Annotated in this window: 14 protein-coding genes and 1 pseudogene; 4 read left to right on the top strand and 11 right to left on the bottom strand. The window is 68.2% G+C overall.

The genetic code is table 11. From position 1 onward, the window contains the following. Window positions 1–19 precede the first annotated feature (19 nt). The 8 genes from Q4V64_RS52595 to Q4V64_RS52560 form a co-directional block, all read right to left on the bottom strand. Window positions 20–421 carry an SseB family protein gene (locus Q4V64_RS52595; RefSeq protein WP_303715223.1) on the bottom strand — a complete coding sequence of 134 codons (402 nt, stop codon included), beginning with the start codon at window positions 419–421 and terminating at the stop codon, window positions 20–22. 89 nt (window positions 422–510) lie between these two features. Further along, window positions 511–2,250, bottom strand: a complete 1,740-nt coding sequence (locus Q4V64_RS52590; protein ID WP_124444355.1) for a trehalase family glycosidase — start codon at window positions 2,248–2,250, stop codon at window positions 511–513. 60 nt (window positions 2,251–2,310) lie between these two features. Continuing rightward, window positions 2,311–3,132, bottom strand: coding sequence for a carbohydrate ABC transporter permease (locus tag Q4V64_RS52585; protein WP_124444364.1), 822 nt, complete (start codon window positions 3,130–3,132; stop codon window positions 2,311–2,313). Window positions 3,133–3,143: 11 nt separating this feature from the next. Next, the gene (locus tag Q4V64_RS52580; protein ID WP_124444354.1) at window positions 3,144–4,130 is read right to left on the bottom strand and encodes a sugar ABC transporter permease; all 987 of its coding nucleotides are present in this window, start codon (window positions 4,128–4,130) and stop codon (window positions 3,144–3,146) included. Between the two features lie 10 nt (window positions 4,131–4,140). Then, window positions 4,141–5,382: an extracellular solute-binding protein gene (locus Q4V64_RS52575; RefSeq protein ID WP_124444353.1), complete on the bottom strand. Its 1,242-nt coding sequence runs from the start codon at window positions 5,380–5,382 to the stop codon at window positions 4,141–4,143. A gap of 131 nt (window positions 5,383–5,513) precedes the next feature. Next, window positions 5,514–6,542: a LacI family DNA-binding transcriptional regulator gene (locus Q4V64_RS52570; RefSeq protein ID WP_124444352.1), complete on the bottom strand. Its 1,029-nt coding sequence runs from the start codon at window positions 6,540–6,542 to the stop codon at window positions 5,514–5,516. Between the two features lie 234 nt (window positions 6,543–6,776). Next, entirely contained in the window at window positions 6,777–7,391 is a 615-nt protein-coding gene (locus Q4V64_RS52565) for a helix-turn-helix domain-containing protein (protein WP_216377695.1), read from the bottom strand. A 309-nt stretch (window positions 7,392–7,700) separates the two neighbouring features. Beyond that, a complete protein-coding gene (locus Q4V64_RS52560) occupies window positions 7,701–8,135 on the bottom strand; it encodes a hypothetical protein (protein WP_124444351.1) in 435 nt (144 codons plus the stop codon). 332 nt (window positions 8,136–8,467) lie between these two features. Between Q4V64_RS52560 and Q4V64_RS52555 the strand changes: the two genes are divergently transcribed. Beyond that, window positions 8,468–9,292, top strand: coding sequence for a serine/threonine-protein kinase (locus Q4V64_RS52555; RefSeq protein ID WP_303715219.1), 825 nt, complete (start codon window positions 8,468–8,470; stop codon window positions 9,290–9,292). A gap of 203 nt (window positions 9,293–9,495) precedes the next feature. Here the strand turns inward: Q4V64_RS52555 and Q4V64_RS52550 are convergent, their stop codons facing one another. After that, on the bottom strand, window positions 9,496–9,870 hold the full coding sequence (locus Q4V64_RS52550; protein WP_124444350.1) for a hypothetical protein: 375 nt from the start codon (window positions 9,868–9,870) through the stop codon (window positions 9,496–9,498). A 664-nt stretch (window positions 9,871–10,534) separates the two neighbouring features. On the opposite strand from Q4V64_RS52550, the gene Q4V64_RS55910 reads away from it, so the two are divergent. The 3 genes from Q4V64_RS55910 (at window position 10,535) to Q4V64_RS52540 (ending at window position 11,626) form a co-directional block, all read left to right on the top strand. Further along, a complete protein-coding gene (locus tag Q4V64_RS55910) occupies window positions 10,535–10,693 on the top strand; it encodes a hypothetical protein (RefSeq protein WP_172629517.1) in 159 nt (52 codons plus the stop codon). A gap of 33 nt (window positions 10,694–10,726) precedes the next feature. Then, on the top strand, window positions 10,727–11,167 hold the full coding sequence (locus tag Q4V64_RS55905) for a DUF6233 domain-containing protein (RefSeq protein WP_306308384.1): 441 nt from the start codon (window positions 10,727–10,729) through the stop codon (window positions 11,165–11,167). A 114-nt stretch (window positions 11,168–11,281) separates the two neighbouring features. Beyond that, the gene (locus tag Q4V64_RS52540; protein ID WP_124444349.1) at window positions 11,282–11,626 is read left to right on the top strand and encodes a hypothetical protein; all 345 of its coding nucleotides are present in this window, start codon (window positions 11,282–11,284) and stop codon (window positions 11,624–11,626) included. On the opposite strand, the pseudogene Q4V64_RS55900 reads toward Q4V64_RS52540, so the two are convergent. Beyond that, window positions 11,543–12,407: pseudogene (locus Q4V64_RS55900) on the bottom strand (DUF817 domain-containing protein). The gene Q4V64_RS52540 and the pseudogene Q4V64_RS55900 overlap by 84 nt on opposite strands. Before the next feature lie 95 nt (window positions 12,408–12,502). Next, on the bottom strand, window positions 12,503–13,288 hold the full coding sequence (locus Q4V64_RS52535) for a sulfotransferase (RefSeq protein WP_253267368.1): 786 nt from the start codon (window positions 13,286–13,288) through the stop codon (window positions 12,503–12,505). Window positions 13,289–13,543 lie beyond the last annotated feature (255 nt).

The following is a 13,543-nucleotide window of genomic DNA, read 5'->3' as shown; positions in this document are numbered from 1 at the left end:
TCGGCGTGCGGGCCAGGAGTCAGCTCTCGTTGCGGTCGAGCAGTTCCTTGACACCCTGGGCCGTGAGCGCCAGCTCCTCCGGCGTGCCCGCGTCGATGACCAGCGCCAGCTCCTCCGACGGCCAGCCATGGGCGAGGGCACCCAGCACCACGCTGCGATGACGCCTGGCCTGGGGGATCGCCTGCTCCATGCGTGCCTGCGTGGTGAAGACCGGCACGAGCTCGGTGCCGTCGTTCAGTTCGTACACGGGCAGGCTCAGAGACTTTGGGTCCGGGCCCACGGCGTCGAGATCGGCGGGAAGCAGCACCTCGCTGCCGGCCAGCGTACGCAGCGCCGCATCGTCCGGTCCGTTGTCGACGACCGCGCGCAGGGCCTGCTGGGCGGCCGAGGCGCCGCTGTCGAAGGGGGAGTCAGTCATCATGCATCCAATCGATCAGCCGAACGCACGTCTTCGGTCGAAGTCCGGTCATCGGGTACCCATGCCTTCGGGCATCATGTGCGCCTTCTTGATCAAGGGGCGGGGTGCCGGCGTTCGTGGGCCTCGGCGAGGAGAAGGTACCCGCTGGCGGTCCAGGTGTAGGCGCGGTCGCGCAGGCCCGTGCCGGTGAGGGCGTCGAAGTTCTCGGCGAAGCCGTGGGTTTCGCACAGGGCCCGGAAGCGGGCGCTGATCTCGTCGGCGAGGCGGTGGTGGCCGCTGCGGCGCAGGCCGTCCTCGATGAGGACGGTGGCGGGTGCCCAGATCGGGCCGCGCCAGTAGCCGTCGGGGCGGTAGTGCGGTGAGGTGGGCAGTTCGGTGGCCAGGCCGTGGGCGGTCAGGTGTGCCTCGATCCGGACGGCCAGCGTCTTGGCGACGTTCTCGGGCAGGTGCTCGCCCAGGGCGATCGGCATCAGGTCGAGCAGGCTGGAGCTGCTCCAGGTGTGGCCGCCGGCGGCGCCCCTCGCGACGAACCGCTCCCCCGTCCACAGCTCGTCGAGCATGGCCGCCTGGACCGTCTCCGCGGTGCGCGTCCAGCCGCGGGCATCGTCGGTCAGGCCGAGTTCCGTCGCCAGGGCGGCGAGTTCGCGCAGTTGCAGGACGAGGAACGCGGCCAGGTCCGCGGTGACGACCGCGCGTTCGGGGTCGAAGGTCGTTGCGTTGTCCCAGCCGCTGTCGTTGCCGTGCTGGTAGTGGGGCAGGGCGGCACCCGGTGCTCGGCGCGCGGTGAGCCAGAAGTCCGTCCAGCGCCGCAGTCTGTCGTAGGTCTCGGCGCGTTCAGTGCGTCCGAGGGCTTCGGGAAGCCGTCGCCGCAGGTGTGCCAGGGTCCAGCCGTGGATGGGTGGTTTGACGAAGTTGTAGAGGACCTCCGAGTGGGTCACCGAGTCGGGCAACGCACCGCTTTCGTCCTGGTGGTCGAACGGCAGGGAGAACTGGTTCCAGGCCAGCTCGGGTTCTCCGGGTGCGAGGGCGAGGGCGTTGAAGCAGTGGTCCCAGCTCCAGACCTTGTCCATCCAGTGCTTGGACATCAGCACCGCGGGCCGGGTGACGAGGCCCGCCCTGTCCACCGTCGCCGACCACAGGACGTACGCGGCGAGTTCGGCGGCCGGGGTTCTGGACGAGCGCCAGGGAGCCACCGCGTCGGCGAAGTCGGTGAAGGCCTGCTCCGCCTCGGTCACGACCTCACCGAACGTCTTCCGGGCGGTGTAGGGGCGGCGTCCGCTGTCGAACTCCTCGATGGCGGCCTCCCAGGTTCCACCGGTGTCCGCTGTGATGGTGAGGCCGCGGTCGGCGCTGCCCAGGGCCTGGCCGCCGGAGGTGTCGCGCACGACGCCCGACACGACGGTGACCCGGTAGCGGCGCCCGGTCTCGTACGAGGTGAACACGTAAGCTCCGTCCGCCGGGTCGCGGAAGAAGTACGTGCCCGTGAAGGGAGCCAGTGTCTGTGCCGCCGCGCCGATGCGCAGGCCGAGCCCCGCCCCGTGCAGGCGTACGGTGTCCGGCGCCTCGTAGGCGAGGTCGACGCGCCCGCTCTCGTGGTGCCAGGTGAGCAGACTCGGCGTCGCTGAGACTCGGGGTTCGGCCCGGACGCCCGTCGCTGCGTCGAGCGGTACCAGGCGCAGGACCCCGTGCATGCCGTTCTGGTGGGAGACCAGGTGAAGGTCTTCGGCGTACGCCTTCTCCGCCAGGACCGGGGAGATGTCGAACCAGGAACCGTGCGTGCTGAACGGGATGTCGTGCAGGGAGAAGGCCGGGCCGGGTCGGGCGGCGGTCATGAAGGGTCACTCGTTTCTGCAGCAGGGGTACCGGCGGTCGGCCGGGGCTTGCGGGAGGGGTCAGTCCTTGACGGCTCCGGCGGTCACGCCGGCGGCGACGTAACGCTGGGCGAGGACGAGGATCACCGCGGCGGGCAGAGAGGCCACGACGGCGGTGGCCATGATGGCGTTCCACTCCTGGTTGTTGTTGCCGATGTAGTGGTAGATGCCGAGGGTGATCGGCTCGTGAGCGCCGCCGCCCGCGAGGGTGCTGGCGAAGACGAAGTCGGACCAGGACCACAGGAACGCGAAGAGCGACACCGTGACGACGGCGTTGCGGCTCATCGGCAGGACGATGGACCAGAAGGTGCGCAGTAGCCCGGCTCCGTCCGTCTTCGCCGCCTGGAGCAGTTCCTCCGGGATGCCCGACATGAACGCGGTGAAGATCAGCACCGCGAACGGGACGGCCAGCGTGGAGTCGGCGACGATCAGGCCGGGCACCGACTGGAGCAGTCCGAGGCTGAGGTAGATGGCGTAGAAGCCCATCGCCATGATGATGCCGGGGATCGTCTGGGCGACCAGGAGGAGGAAGCTGAGCGCGCCGCCGCCGCGCGGGCGCAGTTTGGCCAGCGCGTAGCCGGCGGGTGCGGACAGCGCCACGGTGAGGACGACGGTGCCCGGGCCGATGACGAGGCTGGTGCCGAGGTAGGGCAACTGCTGGTCCAGGACGGCCCGGTAGCCCTCCAGCGTGCCGTGCGCCGGGAACAGGTCCGGCGGGCTCTTGCGCATGTCCTGTTCGCGGGTGAAGGACACGTTGATCATCCAGTAGACCGGGAAGAGCATGACCGCGGTGAGCAGGAGGCCCGTGGCCGTCTTCCACCACGTACGGTCGGGTCGGTTGATGGCGGTCCCGGTCACGACAGTGCCTGCTTTCGCTGGACCCTCAGATACACCAGGCCGAAGACCAGGGCGGCGACGACCAGCAGGTTCCCGACGGCCGCCCCGGGGCCGAAGGACGGGAGCAGGTTGCCGAAGCCGAGCCGGTAGGACCAGGTGGCGAAGGTGGTGGACGAGTCGGCCGGGCCGCCCTTGATCATGATCCAGATGATGTCGAAGACCTTGAGCGTGTAGACGAGGCCCAGCAGCAGGGTGATGGCGGAGACCGGGCGCAGGAGCGGGAAGGTGATGTGCCAGAAGCGCCGCCAGGCGCTCGCGCCGTCGAGGGCGGCCGCTTCGTAGAGGCTGCCGGGGATCGACTGAAGGCCGCTGTGGAGCACGACGAGGTTGAACGGGACGCCGATCCAGATGTTGGCGATGATCACCGAGGTGAGCGACCACGACGGTGAGGTCAGCCAGTTCACCGAGTCGATGCCGACGCCGCTCAACAAGGCGTTGACAATGCCCGATTCGCTGTTGAGCATCCACGACCAGGTGGAGGCCGACACGATGAGCGGCAGCAGCCACGGTACGAGGAACAGGGCGCGCAGGGTCGCGGAGAGCCGGAAGTGCTGGTTGAAGAAGACCGCGAGGGCCAGGCCGATGGCGTACTGGAAGACCAGGCACACGGCGGTGAACACCACGGTGTGGGTGAGTGCCGGGCCGAAGGTCGGGTCGTCGAGAACGGTCCGGTAGTTGGCGAGGCCGGTGAAGGGCGCGTCGCCCTGGACGAAGGAACGGACGGTGTAGTTGCGCAGGCTCAGATCGAGGTTGCGGTACAGCGGATAGGCGTAGAAGAGGACAAGGTAGAGGGTGACCGGGGTGAGGAAGGCCCAGGCGGCCCACTGCTGGGAGGTCGGGCGGCGGCGCCTCGGCGCGGAACGGGCCGGGAGCGGGGCGATGGCGGCCTCCCTCTTCCGGTCGAGCGCGGGCCGGCGTTCGGGCGGGTGTGCCGTCTGCTTCATCGGGCTCACGTCACTTGACCGCGCTCTGCGCCGAAGTGAGCGCGTCCTTCGGCGACTTGGCCCCGCTGAGTGCGGTCTGGATCGCCTTCCACATCTGCTCGGAGATCTTGGGGTACTCGGTGCCGAGGTCGTCGCTGGTGCGTCCCCTGGCCGCCTTGACCGCCTCGACCCAGGGCTTCAGCTTGGCGTCGGCCGCGACCTGCTTGTTCTGGACCTCGGCCGTGGGGGCGACGTAGGACAGGGTGGTGTCGGTGGTGTAGAGGTTCTCGGTGCTGGTCAGGCAGGTCACCAGCTTCTGTGCCGTGGTGTAGCGGCCGGTGTCGCCCTGGACGGGGACGGTGACGAACTCGCCGCCGGTCGGGGCCGCGGCGTTGCCTCCGCCGGAGGCCGGGATGGGGAGGACGCCGTAGTCGAAGCCGGCCTTCTCGGCGCCCGCGAGCTGCCAGGTGCCGTTCTCCGCGAAGGCGTAGTCGCCGCTCGCGAACTCCTGCCAGCTGGTGGTCTGGGTGTTGTTGATGACCGAGTTGGGCGCGTGGCCCTTCTTCAGCCAGTCGGTCCACAGGGACAGCGCTGAGGCGCCCTGGGCGGAGTCGAGTTCGGTGAGCTTGGCGCCCGAGCCCCAGAACCACGGCAGGAACTGGAAGCTGCCCTCCTCGGTGCCGATCGCTGAGAAGGTGATGCCCTTCTTGCCGGCCTTCTTCACTTTCTCCAGCGCCGCCGTCAGTGACTTCCAGTCCTTGATCGAGGCGATGTCGACGCCCGCGGTCTTGAGGACGTCCTTGTTGTAGTAGAGGGCGAGGGTGTTGGCGCCGATGGGAGTGCCGTACGTCTTCCCGCCCGACTGGCCGGCCGCGAGCAGGTTGGGGTCGGCCTTGGAGGTGTCCACCTTGGTGTCGTCGGTGGTGGTGAGGAGTCCGGCCTCCGCCAGGGTCGAGACCACGGGGTTGTCGACGATGAGCACGTCCGGGGAGTTGTCCTGCTGCGCCGCCAGGAGCACCTTGTTCGTCAGGTCGCTGGTGTCGAACGCGGTCCGCTTGATCTTCACGCCGGCCTTGCTGCCGCAGCTGTCCAGCAGTTTCGCCCACGCCGAGTCCTTGGCGAACTGCGGGTAGGGGTCCCAGATGGTGTAGGTGCCGCTGTCCGCCCCTTCCGAGGGCGTGCTGCCGCCGGATGAGCAGGCTGTGGTGCCGGCGGCGAGGGCGATGACGGTCATGGCCGCAGCGGTGAGCCGCCGTCCGGGGGATCTGTTCATGGCGCGTTCCTTTGTGTTTTCGGCGAGGGCATGCCGAAGAAGCAGTCGGCGGATGTCCGGCCGAGGGACCGGTGAAGGAGCGGCGATGGCCTGGGAGGGCGACGGGCCGCTGAGACGAGAGGGAGTGAGGGTCAGGCGGTGGCGCCGGAACCCGCGTGGGCGGGACCGGTGCTGGCGCGCAGCGAGATGGGCGGCACCAGCAAGTGATGGCGAGGCGCCGCGTCGGGGTGATCGAGCCGCTCGACCAGCAGGTCGACGGCGAGGCGCCCCAGCTGCTCCGCCGGCACGTCCGCCGCCGTGAGCTGCGGGGTCACCGTCTCCGCCCACCGGCCTGCCACCACCCCGGTGACGGAGAAGTCTCGCGGTACATGACGGCCGGCCATGGCCAGGCCCCGGTAGAGGCCGCCCAGCGCGGCCTCGTTCAGTGTGACCAGCGCCGTGGTGGCCGGGTCGTCGTGCAGGATGCGCTCGAGACACGCCTCACCGGAGGGAGCGTCGTCGCCGCAGCAGTACGTCCGTACGGTGAGCCCGCGCTCCGCCGCGGCCTTCGTGAAACCGTCCAGCCCGCGGTGCGCCGACTCGTAACCGGCCCGCAGCAGATGCTCGGGCCGGTTCACGAACGCGATCCTGCGGTGGCCAAGGTCGGCGAGGTGGTGGACACAGGCCGCCGCCAGTGCGGTGTGGTCCAGGCCGACCCACCAGTCACCGTCCGGGCGGGCGGTGCGGCCGATGCAGACGGCGGGGAAGCGCGCATCGACCAGGTGGTCGACCCGGTCGTCCTGGAGCCTGATCTCCATCAGGATCGCGCCGTCGACCCGCCGCTCACCCAGGAGCCGCTGGAACGAGCGGTCGCTGTCCACGCCGCTCGGGGAGAGCAGCACGTCGTAGTCGTAGGCCGCCGCGGCCTCCACCACGCTGCCGATGAAGTCCAGCTGCATGCCCGTGTAGTGGTTGCCGGCCGGCGGGAAGACCAGACCGAGGGTGCTGGTCCGGCCGTTGGCCAGGGCCCGGGCGCTCGCGTTGGGCCGGTAGCCCAGTTCGTCGATGACCTGCTGGATCTTGCGGCGGGTCTCCTCCGACACCGAGCGCTTGCCGCTCAGAGCGTAGGACACGGTACTCCGCGAGACACCGGCCCGCTGGGCGATCTCACCGATGTTCACGGGACTCCTTCGTCGAACCGGTTCGAGAGCGAACCGACTGTCGAACCGGTTCGCGTGAAGGGAAGGTAGGAGCGGGCCCGAGCGGGTGTCAATGCCTTGCGCGCATTTCTTGGGACCTCGTGACCGATCCACGTCAGAGGTATTGCTGGCTTGTTTGCGGCGGTGCTAGGTTCCGGCGAATCGGTTCGACAAAACCGCTCGAAACCGCGATGCCCCCGAGACAGGCCATGTAATTCATGGCTTGTCCGGCTCGGCATCGATCGAACCGGTTCGCGTCCCAGTCGGGACGAATGACCCCACGGAGACCTCTGGCCGAAGACGTTGGGGGCGACGGTGTCGTAGGTCTTCGACGACGACCAGCTGCCCGCCGAGCGGTGCCGTCACGACGTACACGAGCAGCAGGGCACCGACCTCGCCGGAGCTGTCCTCGTCCTTCGGTGGGGCGAGTTTCAGCGAGCGGTCTACGGCGGTGGCCACGACACCCATCAGCGCCGGCTTGTCGGCCGGGGTCGGATCCGGGGCGTCGTAGGTGTCGAAGTCATGGTCTTTGCCGCCCCAGTCGAAGTAGATGTGCGGCTTGTTGACCTTCTCCAGCTCGCGTTCGGCGACGTCTTGGAGGCGTTGAGCGAGGGCGGCGCGGCGGTCGGCGAGGTCGGCCTCGCGGATCTCGGTGGCGGCCCGGACCTGGGTGGCTCGGGAGAAGGAGACTTCGAGGTCCTTGGCGATGGTGCTGATCGTCCGGTCGGAGCGGCTGAGGATCTCCGCGATCTGGTTGCGGCCTTTGCCCTCGGAGTGGAGCCCGCGGACGGCTTCGCGGTCCTTGTCGGTGACGCGGCGTGCCTTGCCCATGGGCACCTCCCCTGACATGAATCGGCCCGGCCGCGTTCGGGGCAGGCCGGGCCAGGAACGTGGAACTGTTGAGGACTGGTTTGCGGTCAGCTTCTCCAGGCCCGTCAGGGCCGTCGTGATGGTCTCGCCGTACCGACGATTCACGCCATGCTCGGTGTCGTCGGGCTCGGGCGAGTGTCCCCGAGCGAGGTCGGCTCGGATCGTCCCGGCATTGATGCCGGTCCCAGCATCCTCCAGCTCCTGGCGGTGGAGAGACGGCGCGGTTCTGCTCGATGGCCTGGCGCTCGACGTGGTCCGGGTGACGCTGGGTCAGCAGGCGTCGTACTTCCAGTCGCCGCCCTCACGCACCCACGGCTGCTGCCTCTGGTCGAATTTGGGCAGGCCCACGCCGTACGAGACGCGCGCCATGTCGCCGGACACCTGGTCGACCTTGAAGCGCTTCACGTCCTGGTGGCCGTAGTCGCCGACGGCCCGGTCGGTGAGGGCCTGCATCGCAGGCTTGGTGATCTTCTCGGTGCAGCGGTCGGACACAATGCCGTACACGGTGTTGACGTCGCCCCTGAAGTACGCGTCCGTGTACGAGCGGACGGCCGACTCGAGACCGGTGGTGTCTGCCTTCGCCGGCTGCTCCGCGCTCGGGGTGGTGATCGTCGGGCCCGGGTCCTTGCCGTCGCTGTCGGACGTGCAGGCGGTGAGCGTGAGCAGCAGTGCGGCGGTCAGTGTGATGGTGGCGCGGGTGCACATGTTTCCCCCATGGACGGTGCGGTCTGACGGGGCATCGTGCCACAGGGGTAGGGCGAGGCCGGGTTCAGTGTGCCACTCAGGGCCCGCAGTGGGGGCGGAACCACCACCCGCAGGTGGCGCAGTAATCGCAGCCGAGGGCGGCTAGGAGGCGCGCGATCATTCGCCGTTCATCTCCCCCCTTGACGGGAGCTGCCGGACGGTCCGTGGAGGCTTCTGCGGAGAAGCGAGCGACGAGATCTTCAAGCCGAGGGGAGGCGCTGACCAGCCGCCCACCGTCACCGATGGCCTGTACACGCCCCTCTTCCGCTCCCTCGCCCCGACCGTTGTCGTTGTTGGCGTTGTCGCCTGACCTGCAACCACAACCGTCGCAATGGTCCTCGGCCGGCCTGCCGCTCGACGAGGCGATAGCCATGTGCGGACCGCTGCCGCTGCCCGCGGCCCTGCAGCTCGTCGGTTGCGCCGCGGAGGCGCTGCGCGCCGTGCACGCGGCCGGTGTGATCCACCGCGATCTGAAGCCGAGCAACATCCTGTTGGGCATGAGCGGTCCGTGGGTGATCGACTTCGGAATCGCACGAGCCACTGACGCCCCGCAGCTCACCCGTACTGGGGGGCTCATCGGAACGCCCCAGCACATGTCGCCCGAGCACGTGAACGGACGGCCTCTGACACCCGCGACCGACATCTTCTCGCTGGGCCTGATCGCGGCAGTCGCAGCGACCGGCTGCCACCCCTACGGCAATGGTGCCGCCATCACCCTGGCCGCCAAGATCGCCAGCACCGAATTGCGGCCCCCGGACCTGACCGGCTACCCGGAACGGCTACGGCCCATCCTGGAACGCTGCCTGGCCGTCGACCCGGCCTCCCGGCCCGCCCCCGCCGAACTGGCGGAACGGTGCGAAGATGCCTGCGGCCGGCCGCTTCGCGACTTCGCCGGATGGCTCCCCGAACCACTCATGTCGGAGATCGCCCGCCGCGAACAGGCCTCCCGGCAACCACCCCGACGCGAGCCCTCGGCCGCGGCCGCCGCTCCCGGGCGCATGCTGCTGTGCACCGTCACAACCGACGGCAACCTGGCGATGCTGGAGATCACCGGCATCGGCGATGACCGTCATCGGCCCGACTACGTCACCGAACTGACACTCTGGAAGATGCCCTGATGCGCAACGCCTCCTGCGCCCTACGGGGCGCGTCTGCCGTCCACGGCGGTAAGACCTTGGCCACAGGCTGACCGGCGTCAGCCGTGCCGGTCAGCCTGTGGCTCCCGGGTCATCCGCGGGAATCACTCACCCTGTCGGCCGCCACGGTGTAGAGCGTGAGAGGCGGCGGCTCTCGGCGGATCCTCGCGGCTACACGTCCGAGGCTATGGGGCCGTCACGCGGATCGGCGTCCGCTGTTCATCGTCAGCGGGCCCTGCGCCGGCTCTGCGCAGCCAGATCCATGCATATGTCTCCTCGTCGTCGATTTCGGTGTCCAGTTGGTCTGCAGTGGCTGTGAACTGCTTGACTCGATGCGCGGGGCTCCCGTCCTGCGGCGCCTGAAATCGCTCCGTCGGCGCATAAGCAGTGACCTGGTCGTCGTCGCCCGGGTCGTGCTCCCATATCTTCACCGAGTCATCGAAGAACTGGCCGCGGTCGCTCGGGTCGAAATGTGCCGTGTATTCGACCGTGAAGCGCCATGCGCCGTCGCTTTGGCGGTGGGCATCGGTTATACGTCGATCGTTCCCTATCAGGGCCATGATTACTACCATCCCGGTGTGTCAGTGAATTTCCGCTGGGTGCTCTTCCTTCAAGGGGACCACGATAATTAATCGACTGTAAATGAGAAACGGTCTCTCAGTCTCAGCGGTTTATGGGTCATCTGTGAATGGGATGCACTGTAGAATATAAAATTTTCGCGCACATATCGGCGGCATGGGGCAGTCACCCTGGTTGATGGCAAGTTGCGATGCGCGGATGGTGCTACAGGTTCAATGACGGGTGGGATTGACGGGCGTCGCGTTGAGGCAGAGCCCGCTTTAATATCCTGGATTGTGGTAGACATCTCCGCTGAATTGATCAAGCTTGAACGTTTCTCCGAGAAGGAGCACGCGAAGCTCGCCAGTGACCGTACGCAACGAGCCGGAGGGCTGACGGCTACAACTCGTCCGGCCACACGGCCGGCGTGCAGGCCCGCCTCGACCGCAGCCTTCCGCGGGTCGGCGGCGCCCCCTTCGCTGAGCACGGTTCTACGGGTATGGCGGTGACGCGTGCGATCACCTCGTGGCGGGCGGGTGGTACGGGCACAGGATCAAGGTTGGCAGGGTCGACGCGGGGGCATTGGAGGAGTCCCTGGACATCCACGGCGGCTCCTCGGGCGCCCTTGGGATTGCAGTGTGCTGGTGTGATCACAGAATCGAGCATGTGAACGACCCAGGCCTACCGAGACTCGCCATGCTCCGCTTCCTGGAGCGGGTGCAGGAGCGCGACCTCGCCCGGACCCGGCGGTGGATCGCCGACGAGGAGCGACGCGAAGCCGAGCGGCAGCGCGGCATCCAGGCCCGCCCCCTCGCGCCGGCCTGACTGATCCAGCGCGGGCTGTCCGGCCGGTAAGCGGTGTATGTCCATGTCGGCGACTGCTGGAGCACAGGAAAACGCTCGAAGGTGATCGAGCGAGACAAGGACCTTCGCGCGCTCGCCGAAGGCGTCAAGCCCTGCCCGCAGTGCCGGCCCGACACGGCGCTCGGCGTCTTGGACCAGGCACTCCGCAGCCGACGCCCCGACGTCCCTTTTCGTCGCGGCCTTCGTCGCGGCCGCCTTGTTGGCCGGCTGCTTCTTGGCGGCCTTCTTCTTCGGCAGCTCTTGCACTTCGGCGTCCTCGCCGCAGGACGCCCTGGCTTTCTGCACCGACTCATCTGTCGGTCAACGGCGGCCCGGCCCGCAGGGTGCTGTTCCCGACGACCTTCCACTTCAACGACTTACAACCAGTACGGCCAGCGCTCCCCGTACGCGCCGGTCGTCGACCAGATCGCGGTGACACCGCTCGCGCAGAAGTAACCCGGCGGACGGCCCGGACCGTCCGCCGGCCCGGGCCCCTCCCATGGCATCCTGCAGTCCGGGGGTGCCTGGGAGCACGCCCGGCCGGTTCGGTCGACGGGGCAGGAGGGACGCATGGACGGGAACGATCCGCACATTCATGTCGAGTCGAAAGTGGTCCATGGCCATGCCGCTGTCCGCAACATGATCGCCTCCACGTTCGGGCTGGCCGGTGATCTGCCGAGTCTCGTCACCACCGGATGCGGGAAGCGGGTGCCGTATGCGATGACCTCTCCGCGTCCGAGCCATGTCACCTGTCTTGCCTGCCGTGAGCACGCGCACCTCGAGCACCTGCGCTTCGCGGAGGGGGTCGAGCGCTTGAGCCGTCTGCCTGGATCAGGCATCAGTACGGCCGAGGCGAAACTGGCCGCGGACAGGCATCGCGACATCGCGCGGAGGTTTTCCGACACGGAGAGCTGACGGCGGAGCGACCGGCTCGGCCGGGGGGTGGCGACGGGCCCGGCAGATGACGAAGGTGACGCTGATCAGCAAGGCCCAGGAAGCCCACTTGGACAGGGAGACCGGTTCCCAGCCGTGGAGTTGGTAGGGGTATGTCCAGGCGCCGAGATAGGTGGCGATGTTCTCGGCCAGCCACAGGAAGAACCCGATCAGGGCGAAGGCCGCCGCCAGCGGCATCCGGTGTCGACGTTCGCCGATCGTGAAGTGCACCCAGGTCCCCGCCGTCGCCGCCAGCAGCAGGCCGCCGAGCGGCCGGACGCACGTCCGGCAGCCAGTGATGGCTCAGGAAGTTGACGTAGAGACCGACGGCCACAAGGGCGGTGCTGCGGGCTCGGTAGCCGGTCAGCGTCAGGTCGAGCAGACGCCAGGCCCGGCAGACGTAGCTGCCCACCGCGGCGTACATGAAGCCTCCGTACAGCGGCACGCCGGCGATCTTCGCCAGGCCCGGCTCGGGGTAGGTCCACGAACCCACATGCACCTTCACCAACTCGAAGGCGAAGCCCAGGACATGGCAGACGGCCACGACCGCCACCTCGCGTCTGGTCTCCCACCCCAGCACGTAGCACACGCCGGTGAGCAGCACGCCGTACAGCAGCAGAAGGTCGTAACGCGCCACCGGCAGCGGCGGGAGCAGTGTGGACGCCGCCATGCCGCCCAACAGCGCGACGGCGAACGCGCAGCTGCGTGCCTGGAGCCACGCGAACAGCGCCATCTGCCGTGTGAGGACTCCCGCGCCATGCATGATCTTGTAGAGGGTTACGGGGCCGGTGGCGGTTGCGGCCTTCGCTTCTCCGACCCGCGGCAACCTGGTCAGTCACATGGGCACTTGAAGTCCGCTCAACAGGGATATCCCCAGGCACGGCTGATGTCCTGCAGCGCTGCCGGTACGTCCTCCGGATCCGGGATCGGTCGGGATTTCTGTATCTTCCCGGACTTGATGTTCTCGCTCCAGTCACCGATGTACGGCACGAACGGCCCGTGATCGCCTTTTCGGTAATCGAGCATTTTCGGTGTCCACGGCACGTCGAGATACGCGCAGATGTCCTGCGTGACCGCCTCGGGGCGTTCCGTCAGGTCCTCGTACCGGACGGTGAGGCCGGGCAGGCCGTTCCGGGCCGCCTGCACGGCGTCGACGTAGCCGCGCACCTCGCGCACGGTCGCCTCCAGTTCGCGGTCCGGGCGGTTGTTGATCAGCGAGCTCACCATCGACGCCGGGTGCCGCAGCAGGAAGATGTAGCGGGCGTCGGGCCAGCCCTCGTGCAGCCGTTCCCAGACGCTCGCGTTGCCGGGTGTCTTGTCCACGATGATTTGTTTGCCGCTGCGCACCAGTTCGCGGTGGAGGATGCGGTCCCACAGCAGGTATTCCAACTCCCGCTGATCGAGGTCCAGTTGGGTCATGGCCTTCTGGGTGTACGGCTTGGTGAGGTCGACGGAGAGGGTACGCAGGTGCATCTCGTGCGGGGCGCGGATGTGCGGGTGGCTGTTCAGCAGGACCCGCAGCAGCGTGGAGCCGGAACGCACGGAGGAGATGACGAACACCGGGTTCCGTACGAGCCGGTGCGCCGACGGCGGCACGGGCGGCTCGGCGAGTCTGCGCAACCGTCCCCGCACCCCGCGGGCCATTCGGCGCACTCCTGTACCACTCAAGGCCATAGCCGTGCCTCCCTGAACACCTGGCGCGCGGAATCTGATCCTCCTGTTGGATCCTTGACCATACTGTGGCGAGTTCCTGGTTTCACCATGGGCAGCGGATGAGAATTCCCTGAGACGCGCGCGGCGCCGGTCATTCGCCCAGCTCCGAGCAGGGAGTGCCCGGTCGAAATGTGCTTGCGAGGTAGTCCGGAGAGCCGATAGCCAGATCCGGACGACAAGGAGCAC

It is taken from the genome of Streptomyces sp. NL15-2K, from assembly GCF_030551255.1.
Taxonomy (GTDB): Bacteria; Actinomycetota; Actinomycetes; order Streptomycetales; family Streptomycetaceae; genus Streptomyces.
This window is presented reverse-complemented; position numbering and strand designations above follow the sequence as displayed.

Excerpts from the sequence above, each read along its gene's own strand:
- Q4V64_RS52565 (WP_216377695.1), bottom strand. The coding sequence starts at position 7,391 with ATGGGCAAGGCACGCCGCGTCACCGACAAGGACCGCGAAGCCGTCCGC.
- Q4V64_RS52575 (WP_124444353.1), bottom strand. The coding sequence starts at position 5,382 with ATGAACAGATCCCCCGGACGGCGGCTCACCGCTGCGGCCATGACCGTC.
- Q4V64_RS52550 (WP_124444350.1), bottom strand. The coding sequence starts at position 9,870 with ATGGCCCTGATAGGGAACGATCGACGTATAACCGATGCCCACCGCCAA.
- Q4V64_RS52540 (WP_124444349.1), top strand. The coding sequence starts at position 11,282 with ATGGACGGGAACGATCCGCACATTCATGTCGAGTCGAAAGTGGTCCAT.
- Q4V64_RS52580 (WP_124444354.1), bottom strand. The coding sequence starts at position 4,130 with ATGAAGCAGACGGCACACCCGCCCGAACGCCGGCCCGCGCTCGACCGG.
- Q4V64_RS52535 (WP_253267368.1), bottom strand. The coding sequence starts at position 13,288 with ATGGCCCGCGGGGTGCGGGGACGGTTGCGCAGACTCGCCGAGCCGCCC.
- Q4V64_RS52595 (WP_303715223.1), bottom strand. The coding sequence starts at position 421 with ATGATGACTGACTCCCCCTTCGACAGCGGCGCCTCGGCCGCCCAGCAG.
- Q4V64_RS52590 (WP_124444355.1), bottom strand. The coding sequence starts at position 2,250 with ATGACCGCCGCCCGACCCGGCCCGGCCTTCTCCCTGCACGACATCCCG.
- Q4V64_RS52560 (WP_124444351.1), bottom strand. The coding sequence starts at position 8,135 with ATGTGCACCCGCGCCACCATCACACTGACCGCCGCACTGCTGCTCACG.